The following is a 16,077-nucleotide window of genomic DNA, read 5'->3' on the forward strand; positions in this document are numbered from 1 at the left end:
ATTTTATCCGGTTTTGAGCGAACAAAATTATTTATTTTGAAAAAACGCTTGCAATATTCACCAGATTTGATATAATAAATCTTGTCTTGTGAAAAATAGTCCAGTGATGATGGCGAAGAGGTCACACCCGTTCCCATACCGAACACGGAAGTTAAGCTCTTCAGCGCTGATGGTAGTAGGGGGCTTCCCCCTGTGAGAGTAAGACGTCGCTGGGCTGTCATTCCTAAAATGACTTAGTAAGTTTGATTACAGTATTATTCCGCAGTAGCTCAGTGGTAGAGCAATCGGCTGTTAACCGATCGGTCGTAGGTTCGAGTCCTACCTGCGGAGCCAATTGGAGAGCTGTCCGAGTGGCCGAAGGAGCACGATTGGAAATCGTGTATACGCTAACCGCGTATCAAGGGTTCAAATCCCTTGCTCTCCGCCAGTTTCATTATCTATAGATGGCCCCTTGGTCAAGCGGTTAAGACACCGCCCTTTCACGGCGGTAACACGGGTTCGAATCCCGTAGGGGTCACCATTTTCTACTAATGCATCTCCCGTTAAAATGGGGAGAAGCGAGCAGAACAAGGAAGCAATTTTAACACGGAGGATTAGCTCAGCTGGGAGAGCACCTGCCTTACAAGCAGGGGGTCGGCGGTTCGAACCCGTCATCCTCCACCATCTATTATAAGTAGGATACTTCAATCTTACGAATAACATTATCGCGGGGTGGAGCAAGTCGCATCACGCAGAATGCGATTTGTATAATTTCCTAAAAGGAAATTATAACTAAGTCCTAAAACAAAGCAGTAAGCGTGGGATATAAAAATCTTACGAATAAAATTATCGCGGGGTGGAGCAGTGGTAGCTCGTCGGGCTCATAACCCGAAGGTCGCAGGTTCAAATCCTGCCCCCGCAACCAAATGGTCCCGTGGTGTAGCGGTTAACATGCCTGCCTGTCACGCAGGAGATCGCCGGTTCGATCCCGGTCGGGACCGCCATTCTTTATTTCATGTGGCTCAGTAGCTCAGTCGGTAGAGCAAAGGACTGAAAATCCTTGTGTCGGCGGTTCGATTCCGTCCTGAGCCACCATTTTAATAATGTTGCCGGTGTAGCTCAGTTGGTAGAGCAACTGACTTGTAATCAGTAGGTCGTGGGTTCGACTCCTATCGCCGGCACCATACCCTTGGTGGGGTAGCGAAGTGGCTAAACGCGGCGGACTGTAAATCCGCTCCCTCCGGGTTCGGCGGTTCGAATCCGTCCCCCACCACCATTTTACAGGGGCATAGTTTAACGGTAGAATAGAGGTCTCCAAAACCTTTGGTGTGGGTTCGATTCCTACTGCCCCTGCCATTTCTGTTCTATTTCAATATTATGGCGGTCGTGGCGAAGTGGTTAACGCATCGGATTGTGGTTCCGACACTCGGGGGTTCGATTCCCCTCGTCCGCCCCATTCTATGCAGTCTTATCTAATCTTATCAAACATATAATATTATGGCGGTCGTGGCGAAGTGGTTAACGCATCGGATTGTGGTTCCGACATTCGGGGGTTCGATTCCCCTCGTCCGCCCCATTCATTCTTTGGGGTATAGCCAAGCGGTAAGGCAACGGACTTTGACTCCGTCATTCGTTGGTTCGAATCCAGCTACCCCAGTTTCGCGGAAGTAGTTCAGTGGTAGAATACGACCTTGCCAAGGTCGGGGTCGCGGGTTCGAATCCCGTCTTCCGCTCCACTTTTCTTACGGCGGCATAGCCAAGCGGTAAGGCACGGGTCTGCAACACCCTTACCACCGGTTCGATTCCGGTTGCCGCCTCCAAAATTTATGTGTGCTGTATGTAAGTTATTATTATGCCCGAGTGGTGGAATGGCAGACACGTCGCACTCAAAATGCGATGCCGCGAGGCGTGCCGGTTCAAGTCCGGCCTCGGGTATCCACGCTAAAAAGATACAACTTCTGTTGTATCTTTTTGTTTTCCAATCTTCCTATGATTTGTCTTGTATGGCTGCAAGTTATACTTATGCCCAAGTGGTGGAATGGCAGACACGTCGCACTCAAAATGCGATGCCGCAAGGCGTGCCGGTTCAAGTCCGGCCTTGGGTATCCAACGCTCAATGCTGAATGAAAAACGCTCCTATCCGTGTAGACGGAAGGAGCGTTTTTCATAGGTTGAACTCTACCTCTATATTCCCTTATTCCAAACCAGTAGATGGGTGTTCTGCGGATACAACATAAGAGGCTGACTCTCCACCACTAATACTCGTAAACATATTGCCGCAAGCAGTAGTCAGTTTTAAGGCTTCTTCCGTTCCCATGGAAGGTCGGATGAAAAAGACATGTAGCGCGTCTGTCGTTTCTTCAGTTACCGCTGTCCGTATCGAGTCGACGAATGGGCTCCCGAAGGGGCTATAATCGTCCCTCAGCAATAAAATGTTCTCAAGTGAGTTGGAACGGCCATTCAATCCGTCGTAACCATCCTCTTCTGCTCCTACCGTTAATTGGACATTGCCGACGATCTTATCGAGATCATATATGCCCACTGGAATTTCATATTGCAAAGAGAAAAATGTGTTAAGATCTACAGCACTGTGGAACGGCTGTAAGTAGTTTTGTTTTTTGATCCTTCGAAAGAGCGCTTCAGCGGACGGACGGTAGCGGTTCGGATCAGCTCCGAAAGCTTTCCACGTCTTACGCCACGCTTGTAAACCAGGGAAATCCGTGAAGGGCTTCTTCTCTAATTCAAAGAATAGTTGTTCTTGAAATAATTGTAATCTCCCTTTTAGCATTTGGGGAGATTCTGACACTGTAATTTTGGTATAATGGTTAATGCCTAATTTCAAGTCGGGTACAATTTTAAAGAGTTCCTTATCTACTTCTATATTCATCCCAATCACCTTTGCTATCTTTTTGTCAATCTTACCATAATAGGAGGCGGAACGTTGTGAATGTCGCTCAATTGCAAAAATCGATAAAAGAATATGCAGCTTCTATCGGCATCGATAAGATTGGCTTTACGACCGCGGCCCCCTTTCTAGAATTGAAGAACCGTTTAAGGCGCCAACAGGAATTGGGATATCAATCGGGATTCGAAGAAAGCGATATTGAAAAGCGCACCGAACCAGTGCTTTTACTTGATCGCGCGGAAAGCATTCTGTCTATCGCTATTGCTTATCCATCCAAAATGGAAGGTTCACCTAAAGGGAAGAGGGGGGAACGACGTGGCATCTTCTGCAGAGCTTCCTGGGGCATGGATTATCATCATGTTTTGCGAGAGAAGCTGCAACTACTGGAAGAGTATATTTCTGAATGGCTCCCCGATGCTAAAATGCGGTCAATGGTCGACACAGGGGAACTTGTCGATCGAGCTGTCGCACAAAGAGCAGGCATCGGATGGTCTGCTAAAAACTGTTCAATTATTACGCCGGAATTCGGATCCTATGTCTATTTAGGTGAAATGATTACGAATATTCCCTTTGAACCGGACATTCCGATGGAGGATCAATGCGGAGATTGCACACTTTGTTTGGATGCATGTCCGACCGGTGCTTTGATTCAAGGCGGTCAGCTTAATGCTCAGCGCTGTATTGCATTTTTAACACAGTCCAAAAAACCGATACCTGAAGAGTTCAGGGCTAAAATTGGCAACCGGGTATATGGGTGCGATACTTGTCAGACCGTTTGCCCGAAAAATAAAGGTAAGTATAATTTGCATCAACCTTCATTCGAACCGGAACCTGAATTGACAAAACCTCTCTTAGTGCCGATGTTAAATTTATCAAATCGGGAATTTAAAGAAACTTACGGACATATGTCAGGGTCATGGAGGGGCAAGAATCCGATTCAGCGGAATGCCATACTGGCGCTTGCTCATTTCAAGGATGAATCGTCTGTGCCGGTATTAGCTGAACTCTTAGTGAAGGATCCGCGGCCGGTCATCCGAGGAACGATTGCGTGGGCACTTGGCGAAATCGGCTCGAGTGAGGGCAAAGCTGCTATTGAAAGGGCGATTTTGCAAGAAGAGGATCCGGAAGTCCGGATGGAAATGGAAAAAGTTTTGGAGACTAATCAAAGGAAGTGCTGAAATGGCGATACATGTCGCATTATTTGAACCATTGATTCCAGCGAATACTGGAAATATTGCACGTACATGTGCCGGGACAGGGACGAAGTTGCATTTAATTAAGCCACTTGGCTTCTCGACAGATGATAAAATGTTGAAACGTGCTGGGCTTGATTATTGGCAATATGTCGATATCACATATCATGAGGGAATTCAGGAGTTTTTCGATGCATTTCCAGATGCTGCGTTTTACTTCATCACAAAGTTTGGGGAAAAGACGTATTCCAACTTTGACTTTTCAGACCAAACGAAGGATGTATTCTTCGTTTTCGGTAAAGAGACGACTGGATTACCGGATGAAGTAATTGAGAGCAATAAAGAGACTTGTTTACGCATACCGATGAATGACAATATACGGTCGCTGAACTTATCAAACACAGCAGCCATCTTAATATATGAAGCATTGAGACAACAATCATTCTTAGATCTTGTATAAATAAAAACGGGACAGCCACTCAGGCATGTCCCGTTTTCAATTTCTTATTTTTTTACTTTACCTGGCTTGTCTTCGTATCCACCTGTAAGAATTGCAGAAAGGAATGCGAAGCATACGCCCATGATAAGGATAAGTTTCATCGGATGTACCTCCTGTAAAATCATTAGTCCTCTTCATAGTATACCCTAAAACTAAAATGATTGTAATGATGATCTTGAAAATTTGTGTCGTTTTCATTAACAAAGGAGCGTCAACATTCGTAAAACAGCAGAGTAACGGATACAATAATAACTAACAAGGTTAAGGGGGAGTTAAAATGAGCAATTTTGATGGGAAAATCACACTCGCGAATGGTGTTGAAATGCCTCAGCTTGGTTTAGGTGTCTATAAGATGACGAATCCCGAAGAAACAGTAAGAGCGATATCTTATGCATTAGAAGTTGGCTACAAAGCCATCGATACGGCTGCCATCTATGAGAACGAAAAAGAGACAGGAGAGGCAGTTCGGCAATCAGGTATTCCAAGGGAACAACTCTTCATCACCTCAAAAGTATGGAATACCGATCAGGGCTATGATGAAACGTTGAAAGCGTTCGAGGCAACCCTTGAAAGACTCGGAATGGATTATTTAGATCTATATTTGACACATTGGCCGGTTGCAGGGAAATATGTGGATACATATCGAGCGATTGAGCGTCTTTACGATGAAAAGTTAATACGCGCGACAGGTGTCTCTAATCATCATATCCACCACTTGGAAGAGATATTTAAAGTTGCCAATGTGAAACCGATGGTGAATCAAATTGAATTGCATCCACGCCTTACACAAGAGCCGCTTAGGGACTTTTGCAAGGAGAATAGTAGTATGGTCGTAACATCTTGGTCGCCATTAGCCAGAGGCGGGCTTCTGGACAACGCCCTCTTGCAAGAAATCGGAGAGAAATATGGCAAAACCGCTGCGCAAATTATTATCCGTTGGCATTTGCAGAATGGGTTGGTCGTCATACCGAAATCGGTTACCCCTGAGCGCATCCAATCAAATATCGACGTGAACGATTTTGAATTAACGTCTGATGAAATGAAGAAAGTAGATGCGTTGAATAAGGATGAACGAACAGGTACAAACCCTGAAAAATTTGATGAGGTTTAATTGGTGATTTTGTCCCTATGACTTTACTCACAAAAGTGAGAAAATATGCTATAATGTGTGGAAAGAGATAGGGGGAGTCATCTTGTTTAAAACAAAAAGGAAAACGGATAGCGTAGATACATTCCAGGTTGAAATCGACAGGTTGAAATCGGAATATGCACATAAAGAGGAAGAAGAACAAAAGCGTTTACAGGAATTACGGGACGAACTTAATGCAGCGGTCAATCAACACGAAAAAGTGAATTCGCAGCATAATATACTTGGAGACGCGGTCAGCCAAATCGAAGAGAGATTTGACGCTGTCGGTGTATTGAGTGAGAAGACTTCCGACAAGTCGGGTGAACTATTCGAAAAAGGACGTTCCTTGGAAGAGAAAGCGCTGCGGATGGTTGATGAAGCTTCGGAAGGTACAAAGGAAGTGCATGGAACAGCTGAAGTGATAAAAGATTTGGGCAACCAAATTCAAGCTTCTGAAAAAAACATGTCCAATCTAAGTGAAAGATCCGTTGAGATTCAATCCATTGTAGGTGTCATCGAGGATATTGCTGCGCAAACGAACTTATTGGCACTCAATGCTTCAATTGAAGCAGCACGTGCGGGGGATTCTGGAAAAGGATTTGCAGTCGTTGCGCAAGAAGTGAGGAAATTGGCGGAAAGCACTTCCGATAGCACAGCGAATATCCAAACGTTAACGAACGCTCTACGCGAGGAAATTGAACAAGCATTGGAAGCGACGCGGAAAAGCGCAGCACTTGTTGAAAAAGGCATTTCCGTCAGTATGGAAACAGCCGCCAAGATTGAACGGATTCTTGGAACGGTTGAAGAAAGCAAGGTGGACATCACTGCCATACAGGAAATGATTGAAGAACAGAAAAAGCTATCTCAGGAAGTGAAACATGAACTGCATGATGCCAGCAATCTATTTGCAGAAGCGCATGCACTGATCATCGAACATATTGAGGATGCAAAAGAAGTGGATATGCGTCTGGAAAAGGGCATTTATCAATTATCGAAATAAGGAAAACCGGAGAAGATTAGCTTCTCCGGTTTTTTATACGATTTCAATATCCGTTTGTTCATACGTGAAAGGGTGTGTAAATGTAACTTTCTTCGCAATCAACCGATAATGCCCATCTGCTGTTTCACTTCCTCCATACAATGTATCTCCTTTGACAGGATGCCCAATATGGGAGAAGTGGACGCGGATCTGATGTGTGCGGCCGGTTTCTAGGCTTGCTTTGATAAGTGTCGAGTCGTCGGAACGCTCGATCACTTGAAAACGAGTGACCGCGTCTTGTCCGCCCGGAGATACTCTACGCCTTGTCGGATGATGGCGGTCACGGCCGATCGGATATTGAAGAGTTCCTTTCACACGCTTCACACGCCCATCTACTTCTGCGTGGTAAATGCGGGTGATGGCTCGTTCTTCAATCATACGGTCTAAGAGAGCTTTCGCAATTGGGTGCTTCGCCACAAGTACAATGCCTTCTGTCCCTTTGTCCAAGCGATGGACATGTTCCGCATAGTGGCCGCCGTTTTCAATTACATGGGCCATGATCGCATTCATGAATGTTCCGCCTTCGTCAGCTCCATCAGGGTGGGTTGCGATTTCAGCAGGTTTCAATGCGGCGATCATATGTTCATCTTCAAAAAGAATTGTGACACTTCCAATCTTGTCGGGCTTGTAAGAAGACAAAGCATCTTTGAAATGAAAGATAAGATCTGTGCCCGTCGGCAGGGGAGTCCGCCAGTCAATCGGTTCACCCGACCTATCGGTAACTGCTTTGTCCATTCGCATTTGATGGACGGTTTTTTTACCGGCTTGCCATTCATTCCGCAGAAGTTCTTCAATGGTTACTGCGTCACGATTTGTCTTATAGCGGAAAGAAGTCATGTTGTCCTCCATCATTCTTCATCGTACGCATCAAAGAACTCGTGAATCGCTGCTTCAGGATCATCTTCAGGCAAACCAACTATGCGTTGGACTTCTTTTCCATCTTTATAATAAACAAGGGCAGGCCAAGAAGTGATTCCGTATGGCTGCGATTCATTACCGAATTCCAACATATTGAATTGATTCACTTCGATGCCCTCTTCTTTTGCAATCGGCATAAGGATAGGTGTCATCGCCATGCAATATTGGCACTCGGGGTGAAAGAAATAGGCGGTAACGGGCTCGCCTGAACTGACCTTTTCATATAATTCGTCGGGAAGGACGATATTGCTGTAATTTTCATTGCCAAGAAGGGCGATCGTCGATTTCTCCAAATCATCTTTTCCATACGGATTGTCTTTCATCTTTTCCTTGTCGGATTGGTTGGATAAAACAACGATAAGTGCGAAGATGGCGATAATGACACCGCCGATAACCAATAATTTTTTCAAATCAATTAGACTCCTTCTGCCATTTTAATAAGAAAAGGCTTGTAATGAGGATAAGCACGAATGCCGTCAATGCCATGAACGGTATCGTGATGAATCCAAGATAATTCACATACTGTCCTGTGCAAGGTACATTCCCGCATGCGGGAGCGCCATCTTGTAGGAAACTTAACTTTTGTAGTCCGTAGTGGTAGATTGATATGGAACCGCCCACAATTGCAAAAACTGCTGTTGTCAAAGCGATTTTAGCGTTTTTTTGGTATAAAGCAATCCCTGATATCAAGACAATCGGATACATAAGGATACGCTGATACCAGCAAAACGTGCAAGGTTCAAACCCTCGGACTTCAGAAAAATACAAGGAACCAAGCGTCGCGATGAGGGAAGTAGTGAAAATGAAAATAAGGCCATTCTCCAACCTTTTGTCCATTGCGTCAACTCCTGTTTCTAAGACTCCACTTTGATTATACGGTGTGGGTGTATTCATGTAAAATAATCAGAACCACATGACTTTTCATTGTCTATTATGGGTACATATTATGTAGAAAGGGTGAACTATGGATGACTGAAGAAATTGATTTATCATCATTTGAAATGAGCATGATCATCCGCGAGATGAAAGAGGATGACATCAAAAAGATATTGAACATGCAAGAGGTCTGTTTCCCCGGCATGGATCCGTGGGAGGAGGAGCATCTGAAAAGCCATCTGTCCATCTTTCCTGAGGGGCAATTCGTCGCCGAGCTGGATGGGGAGATCATCGGTTCCTGTTCAAGCTTGATCATTAATTTTGACGAATACGATGATCGCCACTCCTAGGACGATATTTCCGCGAAAGGCTATATTACGAACCATAACCCTGAAGGATACAATCTATACGGCATTGAAGTGATGGTCCATCCGGAATACCGGAGGATGAAGGTCGGACAGCGATTGTATGAAGCGAGAAAAGAGCTTGTGCAACGATTGAATTTAAAATCGATCATCATCGGGGGAAGAATCCCGAATTATCATCGATTCGCTGACGAAATGTCTGCACGTGAATATGTCGAGGCGGTAACCCGCCATAAAATCTATGATCCAGTGCTGACATTCCAATTATTAAATGATTTTACGCTTATGCGAATCAATCCTAATTATTTGCCTGATGACAAAGCTTCAAAAAGATATGCCACGTTGATGGAATGGAATAACGTTGATTACAAGGCGACTTCCAAGCGTCATTATAAGACAAGCTATCCCGTTCGGATTTGTGTCGTGCAATATTTGATGAGAAAGATTTCATGCTTTGAAGAGATGGCCAATCAATGTGAGTATTTTGTTGACGTCGCATCAGACGCGAACTCTGATTTCGTCGTGTTTCCTGAGATATTTACGACGCAGCTCATGTCCTTCTTGGACGAGCCTTCACCGAGCAGGGCAGTGCGGAAGATGGCAGAGTATACACCGCAGTACATCGAAATGTTCACGAATCTTGCGGTGCGCTACAATGTGAATATTATCGGAGGCTCCCATTTCGTCGAGGAAGAGGATGAAGAGATTTACAATATTGCCTATCTATTTAGAAGGGATGGCTCAATCGAGAAGCAATACAAGATCCATATTACTCCGAATGAACGGAAGTGGTGGGGGATCAGCCAGGGCGATGAAGTCCAAGTGTTCGATACCGACTGTGGAAAAATTGCCATCCAGGTCTGTTACGACATCGAATTCCCGGAGCTTGCACGAATAGCGACGGACAAAGGGGCAAAAATCATCTTCACTCCTTTCTGTACGGAAGATCGCCAAGGCTATTTGCGAGTACGGTATTGTGCACAAGCCCGTGCGATTGAAAATCAGATTTACACAGTCATTTCCGGAACGGTCGGCAACTTGCCGCAAACCGAAAATATGGATATTCAATATGCGCAGTCGGCCATTTTTTCACCATCGGATTTTGAGTTTGCCCGTGACGGGATTGTCGGTGAGACGAATGCGAACTTGGAGATGGTGTTGATCGGGGATGTCGATTTGGAAATTTTAAGAAGGCAGCGCCAAGATGGAACGGTCAAACAGTTGAAAGACCGTAGGCATGATGTTTATCATGTCGAATACAAGAAAGATTAGTACCATATTAAAACGGCATCCCTATGAGTGGGGATGCCGTTTGCTTTCGTTTCTTATGATTCAACCGGGATATCCGATGGACCGGATGATTTATGCTTCATTGCCTCCAAGTAAAGGATATGGTGGCCTTCGACATCCTTGACGGTGAATTCATATCCTTGTTCGATAATCTTTTCACCAGGCACCGCTTCGAAACGTTCGGACATGAACCATCCACCGATCGTATCGATATCCTCCTCGTCGATATCGATATTAAGAACTTCATTGACATTTTCAATTAACATTTTTGCATCAAATATATAATGGTTCTCATTAATCATCTGTACTTCAGGAACTTCATCTATATCGAACTCGTCCTGGATCTCCCCGACAATCTCTTCTAAAATATCTTCAATGGTAACGAGTCCCGAAGTTCCGCCGTATTCATCCATGAGGATTGCCATGTGGATCCGTTCTCGCTGTATTTTTAGAAGTAGATCACCGATTGCTATCGTTTCAATAACCCGGATAATCGGCTGCATGTATTCGCTGACCGGTTGATCGCCGGTAGTCGGGTCTTTGATGAATGCGGTCAATAGGTTCTTCATATTGACCAACCCGATGACATGGTCTTTATCCCCGTCTGTTACAGGGTATCTAGTAAATTGTTCGACACCTATCATCTCGAACACATCACGCAATGTCATATCCTTTTCAATCGTCATCATTTCTGTCCGGGGCACCATGATCTCTTTAGCTACACGATCATCGAATTCGAATATCTTATTAACGAATTTATATTCGGATTGGTTGATTTCTCCGCCTTCCAGGCTATCTGTCAAAATCATCCTTAATTCGTCTTCTGAATGGGCCACTTCTGACTCTGAAACCGTCTTAAAGCCGAAAAGACGTGTAATGAAACGTGCAGAACCGTTCATCCCTTTAATGACAGGGTACATAATGAAGTAGAATAAGATGAGCGGCTTGGCAGTCGATAGAGTGATGGCTTCAGCGCGCTGGATGGCAATCGTCTTAGGAGCAAGCTCACCTACAACGACATGTAAAAAAGTTACGATTGTAAATGCGATTATGAAAGAAAGGATCGTAGCGGTATGTGGCGCCAAATCCAAGTGCGAAAAAACCGGCTCCAATATCAATTTTACAGTCGGTTCACCTAACATACCTAGCCCTAAAGCTGTTATGGTGATCCCTAATTGACAAGCCGATAAATATTCATCTAGATTGCTGATGATCTTCTTCGCAGTTACCGCCTTGCGATTACCTTCCGCGACGAGCTGATTGATCCTCGTTGTCCGTACTTTCACTATTGCAAATTCACTCGCCACAAAAAATGCGGTGAATGCGATCAAGGCAGCAAAGGCTGCCAATCGTATGGCAATTTCCAAATAAGTTTACTTTGTTCCGCGCCCGAATGAGGGGTAGAACAAAGTGTACACCTCCTGTAAGGATAAAATAGTTAGTTAAGACAATAATAATTTATTTACAAGAAGAATACAAATGGTTTTACCTGATTCACCTATCTAAATCTCCCATGCTCAATAAAAAGAGCCAGGAAGAGGAGTCCTGGCATGCTGATTATATATGTTATTTGCCGTGGGTATCGGAAAGCATTACATACAAACCATTACTCTATTATATGTAGATGCTTCCTGCTGATGAATACAAACTTTCGTAAATATTTGCGTATACTCTCTATACCCCTTCGAGTCGTATTAAAACGATTCGCGAAATGTATTGACAAATGGAAATTGACCGTGTAATGTAGAATTATTCGAAAATCGAAATAGTGAGGGAGGCGCGGAAAATGAAAAAAGTGCATGTTATCAAACAACAATCTCATATGTCTGTGCCGAACTGTTCTTTCCTAATCTATTGAAATAAAACCAGGGCGGCTTGTCTTGCCGTTCCTTTATTATGAGCACACGCTTATCTTAGGAGGCGTGTGCTTTTTTGTCTTTATTGACAAAGAAAATTCGGTGTTTTCACGTTTTACGTGTGACATATATAAAAACGAGGAAAGGGGCGCTGATGATGAAAATCATGAATCAGCAAAGAAAACTATTAAAAAGGGAATCTCTAGAAAGTGGATAGTATTGGATAAAGAAGAGGAAGAAGGTTGAATTATGTTTTCTGTTTTATTTAAACTAAAATGGTTTTTTAAAGAGAATCGCAAGAGGTATACAATTGCACTTATCTTATTGATGGTGGCGAATGTACTTGTCATATTGCCTCCATGGTTGATCGGTCAGGCGATTGACGCGATATATACGCAAACGATGACATCGCATCTATTGGCGCTTTTCATCGGGGCGATGTTACTCATTATGCTTTTTGCGTATGTCGGGAACTTCGTATGGCAGTATCAGTTATTCGGCGGGGCTTACGTCATCGAACGGCAATTGAGGACACGGCTTATGCGGCATTTCCTGAAAATGACCCCGACATTCTATGAAAAAAATAAGACGGGCGATTTGATGGCCCGTTCGACAAATGATTTGCGTGCCATATCAGAGACGGCCGGTTTTGGAATTATGACGCTCGTCGACTCAACTGCATATTTAGGGACGCTCATCATCACGATGGGATTCGTCGTCTCGTGGAAGCTAACGTTGGCAGCCATTTTGCCTTTGCCTATTTTGGCTTTTATCCTGCAGTACTTAGGGAAGAAAATCCATGAACGGTATATGACTGCGCAACAGGCTTTTGGCGATTTGAATGATGAAGTCCTTGAAGCAGTGGCGGGTGTCCGCGTCGTCCGTGCCTACGTGCAGGAGCGTGCTACGGAGCAACGTTTTGCGGATATGACGGAAGATGTGTACAAGAAAAATATGCATGTCGAAAAGATCGATGCTTTATTCATGCCGTTTTCGAAAGTGTTGACAGCTTTGACGTATATGGTTGGTCTCGGGTACGGGGCATTTTTAGTTTCTACTGGAGATATTACATTAGGGAATCTTGTTACGTTCAACGTCTACTTGGGCATGATCGTCTGGCCGATGTTTGCAATAGGTGAATTAATTAACGTCTTACAACGAGGAAATGCTTCACTTGACCGAGTTATGGAAACATTGGATTACGAAGAAGACGTAAAGGATCCTGATAAGACTGTTGATATTCACCAACCGGAAAGCGTTGGATTCCATGATGTCAGCTTCACATACCCAATGTCACATTCGGTGAATTTGGATCATATTGAACTGAAGTTGGATCGCGGGCAGACGCTGGGGATTGTCGGAAAGACTGGAAGTGGGAAAACGACTTTCGTCAAGCAGTTATTGCGTGAATATCCAGCGGGAGATGGAGAAATCGTCTTCTCGGATATCGCTCTTCACTCATTAAAGAAGGATCAAGTTCGTGATTGGATCGGCTATGTACCGCAAGATCATGTGCTCTTCTCGCGGTCTGTCCGGGATAATATTCTGTTCGGGCGTCCAGAAGCAACAGAAGATGATATTGCGGAATCCATTCGGTTATCTTATTTTGAAAAAGATTTGCAAATGTTGCCGGCAGGATTGGATACACTTGTCGGTGAAAAAGGTGTTGCGTTATCGGGAGGCCAAAAGCAGCGGATTTCGATTGCACGTGCACTCGTGAAAAATCCTGAAATCCTAATCTTGGATGACTCGCTTTCCGCGGTCGATGCGAAGACAGAAGCGAAGATCATTGAGAATATCCAATCGGAGCGTTCAGGAAAAACGACGATCATTACGACACACCGCCTTTCTGCAATCCAACATGCGGATTGGATCATCGTACTTGACGACGGGCGTGTCATTGAAGAAGGACGACATGAAGACTTGCTTGCGAAGAACGGATGGTATAAAGAGCAATTCGACCGCCAGCAGATTGGGGAGGTTGAATAAGATGGGTACCGGAAAACGTTTAGTTCAGTATGCGCTTGATTATAAAAAGCTTTTAATTACAGGGCTCGTCCTTCTAGGCTTTGCTGTGGCGGCGGATTTGATGGGGCCGATGATTGCGAAAAGGATCATTGACGATCATATTGCAACATCCATTGACAAGTCGATTAATTTTACACCGATCGCTAAGTTGTTAGCCGTATTTTTCGGGCTTGCGATAGTGACAGCGGTGCTAAGATATTTCCAATATTTATTGCTGCAAAAAGCGGCGAACAGAATTATCCAGAAGATGCGGAATGAGTTGTATGCGCATATCCAAACATTGCCGATCCGCTATTTTGATAATTTGCCTGCTGGGAAAGTGGTTGCGCGGATTACGAATGACACGGAAGCGATTCGGAATCTATACGTGACAGTCGTTTCGCAGTTTGCCATCAGTGGCATGTATATGCTCGGAATTTTCATCGCCTTGTTTTATTTGGATCCTAAAATGGGAGCCATCACGCTTTTCGTCCTGCCGGTTTTGTATGTTTGGATGAAGTTATATAGAAGATTCGCTGCTAAGGTGAATCACATTATCCGAAGCAAAAACAGTGAAATGAATGCGATGATCAATGAATCAATCAATGGGATGACGATCATTCAAGCATTCCGTCGTGAAAAGCAGATGGATGGAGAATTCAATGCGATAAATGATGAGCATTTCAAGTATCAAAGCAAGCTATTAAAAGTCGAGGCTGCAACTTCGCATAACCTCGTCGATATTATCCGTTCATTGGCGTTCGTCTTTTTGATATGGTATTTTGGCGGCGCGTCGATTACGGCAGAAAGTATCGTTTCAGTCGGGATGCTCTACGCATTCGTCGATTATATTACACGGCTGTTCAACCCGATTACGGGAGTCGTCAACCAATTTGCGCGGCTCGAGCATTCACTAGTAGCGGCAGAACGAGTTTTTGGCCTGATGGATCGTCCTGGGGAGGCGGTCAGTGATGAGAAAATTGCTCGTTACCGCGGAAATGTCCGTTTTGAAGATGTGTGGTTTGCCTATAAAGATGAAGAATACGTGTTAAAGGATATTTCATTTGAAGCGAAGCAAGGGGAGACCGTGGCGCTTGTCGGCCATACGGGATCTGGAAAAAGCTCCATCATGAACTTGCTGTTCCGCTTCTATGACGTGTCGAAAGGGAAAATTACGATTGATGGGATGAACATCGGAGAAATGTCGCGGCAAACAATCCGTGATCATATGGGAATCGTCTTGCAGGATCCGTATTTATTCAGTGGCACGGTAGAGTCGAATATTAGCTTGGGAGATTCACGGATTTCACGGGAACGCGTCCAGAAAGCGCTTGATGCAGTTGGCGGGGAACGAGTGTTGAAGCATTTGCCAGGCGGGATTGACGAGCCGGTTGTGGAGAAAGGAAGCACGCTTTCTTCCGGACAGCGGCAGTTGATTTCATTCGCGCGTGCCCTTGCCTTCGACCCGGCGATTCTTATTTTGGATGAAGCGACGTCGAATATCGATACGGAAACCGAGGAGATTATCCAGCATGCGATGGACGTCTTGAAAAAAGGGCGGACGACATTCATCATCGCCCACCGTTTGTCGACCATTAAGAACGCGGACCGGATATTAGTGCTGGACCGTGGAGAAATCGTCGAACAAGGCAATCATGATGAGTTGCTAGCGCTCGGCGGTCAATATGCACAGATGTATAAATTGCAAGCGGGGAATGGAACGAAAACGGGGTAAACTATAGCGGGCTGTCCAGAAAGTTACTTTCTGTGACAGCCTTTTTGATTTTTGATGGTTGCACGTCCAAAGGGAGTGGCTGCGCGTCCAAAGTGAGTGGTCGCGCGTCCAAAGTGAGTGGTCGCGCGTCCAAAGTGAGTGGTTACGCGTCCAAAGTGAGTGGCTGCGCGTCCAAAGTCAGTGGTTACGCGTCCAAAGCGAGTGGCTTAGCTGTCGAAATTCTCGAGATATAAATAAGCCGTTGGGAGAAAGATGAGCCGTTCCTGGAATAAACGAGCCGTTGCGC

Annotated in this window: 11 protein-coding genes, 17 tRNA genes, 1 rRNA gene and 1 pseudogene; 25 read left to right on the forward strand and 5 right to left on the reverse strand. The window is 44.7% G+C overall.

What is annotated here, in order from left to right; genetic code table 11:
- Nucleotides 1–99: 99 nt before the first annotated feature.
- The 18 genes from rrf (at nt 100) to SLU01_RS05110 (ending at nt 2,084) form a co-directional block, all read left to right on the forward strand.
- Nucleotides 100–215 (forward strand): 5S ribosomal RNA (rrf, locus tag SLU01_RS05025).
- A 43-nt stretch (nt 216–258) separates the two neighbouring features.
- Nucleotides 259–333 (forward strand) — tRNA-Asn (locus SLU01_RS05030).
- A 3-nt stretch (nt 334–336) separates the two neighbouring features.
- A tRNA-Ser gene (locus SLU01_RS05035) sits at nt 337–427 on the forward strand.
- 18 nt (nt 428–445) lie between these two features.
- Nucleotides 446–520, forward strand: a tRNA-Glu gene (locus SLU01_RS05040).
- A 67-nt stretch (nt 521–587) separates the two neighbouring features.
- A tRNA-Val gene (locus SLU01_RS05045) sits at nt 588–663 on the forward strand.
- Between the two features lie 166 nt (nt 664–829).
- Nucleotides 830–904: transfer RNA gene (locus SLU01_RS05050), tRNA-Met, on the forward strand.
- A 3-nt stretch (nt 905–907) separates the two neighbouring features.
- Nucleotides 908–983: transfer RNA gene (locus SLU01_RS05055), tRNA-Asp, on the forward strand.
- A 15-nt stretch (nt 984–998) separates the two neighbouring features.
- A tRNA-Phe gene (locus tag SLU01_RS05060) sits at nt 999–1,074 on the forward strand.
- 13 nt (nt 1,075–1,087) lie between these two features.
- A tRNA-Thr gene (locus SLU01_RS05065) sits at nt 1,088–1,163 on the forward strand.
- Between the two features lie 7 nt (nt 1,164–1,170).
- A tRNA-Tyr gene (locus SLU01_RS05070) sits at nt 1,171–1,255 on the forward strand.
- A 6-nt stretch (nt 1,256–1,261) separates the two neighbouring features.
- A tRNA-Trp gene (locus tag SLU01_RS05075) sits at nt 1,262–1,335 on the forward strand.
- Between the two features lie 24 nt (nt 1,336–1,359).
- Nucleotides 1,360–1,435, forward strand: a tRNA-His gene (locus tag SLU01_RS05080).
- Between the two features lie 44 nt (nt 1,436–1,479).
- A tRNA-His gene (locus SLU01_RS05085) sits at nt 1,480–1,555 on the forward strand.
- 9 nt (nt 1,556–1,564) lie between these two features.
- A tRNA-Gln gene (locus SLU01_RS05090) sits at nt 1,565–1,636 on the forward strand.
- Nucleotides 1,637–1,640: 4 nt separating this feature from the next.
- A tRNA-Gly gene (locus tag SLU01_RS05095) sits at nt 1,641–1,715 on the forward strand.
- Between the two features lie 10 nt (nt 1,716–1,725).
- Nucleotides 1,726–1,799, forward strand: a tRNA-Cys gene (locus SLU01_RS05100).
- 34 nt (nt 1,800–1,833) lie between these two features.
- Nucleotides 1,834–1,914: transfer RNA gene (locus SLU01_RS05105), tRNA-Leu, on the forward strand.
- A gap of 89 nt (nt 1,915–2,003) precedes the next feature.
- Nucleotides 2,004–2,084 (forward strand) — tRNA-Leu (locus tag SLU01_RS05110).
- 89 nt (nt 2,085–2,173) lie between these two features.
- Here SLU01_RS05110 and SLU01_RS05115 read toward each other — a convergent pair.
- Nucleotides 2,174–2,866 (reverse strand): B3/B4 domain-containing protein, encoded by a 693-nt coding sequence (locus tag SLU01_RS05115; RefSeq protein ID WP_147056005.1) that lies wholly within the window; start codon nt 2,864–2,866, stop codon nt 2,174–2,176.
- 56 nt (nt 2,867–2,922) lie between these two features.
- On the opposite strand from SLU01_RS05115, the gene queG reads away from it, so the two are divergent.
- From queG to SLU01_RS05135, 4 genes are all read left to right on the forward strand, one after another.
- Nucleotides 2,923–4,062 (forward strand): tRNA epoxyqueuosine(34) reductase QueG, encoded by a 1,140-nt coding sequence (gene queG / locus SLU01_RS05120; RefSeq protein WP_147056007.1) that lies wholly within the window; start codon nt 2,923–2,925, stop codon nt 4,060–4,062.
- A gap of 1 nt (nt 4,063) precedes the next feature.
- Nucleotides 4,064–4,537, forward strand: coding sequence for a tRNA (uridine(34)/cytosine(34)/5-carboxymethylaminomethyluridine(34)-2'-O)-methyltransferase TrmL (gene trmL / locus SLU01_RS05125; RefSeq protein WP_147056009.1), 474 nt, complete (start codon nt 4,064–4,066; stop codon nt 4,535–4,537).
- A gap of 316 nt (nt 4,538–4,853) precedes the next feature.
- Nucleotides 4,854–5,687: an aldo/keto reductase gene (locus SLU01_RS05130; protein ID WP_170232595.1), complete on the forward strand. Its 834-nt coding sequence runs from the start codon at nt 4,854–4,856 to the stop codon at nt 5,685–5,687.
- An 82-nt stretch (nt 5,688–5,769) separates the two neighbouring features.
- Entirely contained in the window at nt 5,770–6,705 is a 936-nt protein-coding gene (locus tag SLU01_RS05135; RefSeq protein WP_170232596.1) for a methyl-accepting chemotaxis protein, read from the forward strand.
- A 33-nt stretch (nt 6,706–6,738) separates the two neighbouring features.
- Here SLU01_RS05135 and SLU01_RS05140 read toward each other — a convergent pair whose 3' ends face one another.
- From SLU01_RS05140 to SLU01_RS05150, 3 genes are read right to left on the reverse strand one after another with little or no spacing between them, the layout of a single operon-like run.
- Complete coding sequence (locus SLU01_RS05140) at nt 6,739–7,581, reverse strand: RluA family pseudouridine synthase (RefSeq protein WP_147056022.1); 843 nt, start codon at nt 7,579–7,581, stop codon at nt 6,739–6,741.
- Between the two features lie 11 nt (nt 7,582–7,592).
- Nucleotides 7,593–8,072 (reverse strand): thioredoxin family protein, encoded by a 480-nt coding sequence (locus SLU01_RS05145; protein WP_147056011.1) that lies wholly within the window; start codon nt 8,070–8,072, stop codon nt 7,593–7,595.
- Nucleotide 8,073: 1 nt separating this feature from the next.
- Nucleotides 8,074–8,499 carry a disulfide oxidoreductase gene (locus SLU01_RS05150; RefSeq protein WP_147056013.1) on the reverse strand — a complete coding sequence of 142 codons (426 nt, stop codon included), beginning with the start codon at nt 8,497–8,499 and terminating at the stop codon, nt 8,074–8,076.
- A gap of 131 nt (nt 8,500–8,630) precedes the next feature.
- Here SLU01_RS05150 and SLU01_RS05155 point away from each other — a divergent pair.
- Nucleotides 8,631–10,175 (forward strand): annotated as a pseudogene (locus tag SLU01_RS05155) (GNAT family N-acetyltransferase).
- Nucleotides 10,176–10,228: 53 nt separating this feature from the next.
- On the opposite strand, the gene SLU01_RS05160 reads toward SLU01_RS05155, so the two are convergent.
- Nucleotides 10,229–11,560, reverse strand: a complete 1,332-nt coding sequence (locus SLU01_RS05160) for a hemolysin family protein (RefSeq protein ID WP_174842617.1) — start codon at nt 11,558–11,560, stop codon at nt 10,229–10,231.
- 738 nt (nt 11,561–12,298) lie between these two features.
- On the opposite strand from SLU01_RS05160, the gene SLU01_RS05165 reads away from it, so the two are divergent.
- Complete coding sequence (locus SLU01_RS05165; protein ID WP_147056015.1) at nt 12,299–14,038, forward strand: ABC transporter ATP-binding protein; 1,740 nt, start codon at nt 12,299–12,301, stop codon at nt 14,036–14,038.
- Nucleotide 14,039: 1 nt separating this feature from the next.
- Nucleotides 14,040–15,791, forward strand: coding sequence for an ABC transporter ATP-binding protein (locus tag SLU01_RS05170; RefSeq protein WP_147056016.1), 1,752 nt, complete (start codon nt 14,040–14,042; stop codon nt 15,789–15,791).
- Nucleotides 15,792–16,077: the final 286 nt, after the last annotated feature.

This window comes from Sporosarcina luteola (genome assembly GCF_007991495.1).
GTDB classification, from domain to species: Bacteria; Bacillota; Bacilli; order Bacillales_A; family Planococcaceae; genus Sporosarcina; species Sporosarcina luteola.

What these genes read in the sequence shown, in the direction of transcription:
- SLU01_RS05130 (WP_170232595.1), top strand. Translation starts at nt 4,854, where the DNA reads ATGAGCAATTTTGATGGGAAAATCACACTCGCGAATGGTGTTGAAATG.
- SLU01_RS05170 (WP_147056016.1), top strand. Translation starts at nt 14,040, where the DNA reads ATGGGTACCGGAAAACGTTTAGTTCAGTATGCGCTTGATTATAAAAAG.
- SLU01_RS05165 (WP_147056015.1), top strand. Translation starts at nt 12,299, where the DNA reads ATGTTTTCTGTTTTATTTAAACTAAAATGGTTTTTTAAAGAGAATCGC.
- SLU01_RS05150 (WP_147056013.1), bottom strand. Translation starts at nt 8,499, where the DNA reads ATGGACAAAAGGTTGGAGAATGGCCTTATTTTCATTTTCACTACTTCC.
- SLU01_RS05115 (WP_147056005.1), bottom strand. Translation starts at nt 2,866, where the DNA reads ATGAATATAGAAGTAGATAAGGAACTCTTTAAAATTGTACCCGACTTG.
- trmL (WP_147056009.1), top strand. Translation starts at nt 4,064, where the DNA reads ATGGCGATACATGTCGCATTATTTGAACCATTGATTCCAGCGAATACT.
- SLU01_RS05140 (WP_147056022.1), bottom strand. Translation starts at nt 7,581, where the DNA reads ATGACTTCTTTCCGCTATAAGACAAATCGTGACGCAGTAACCATTGAA.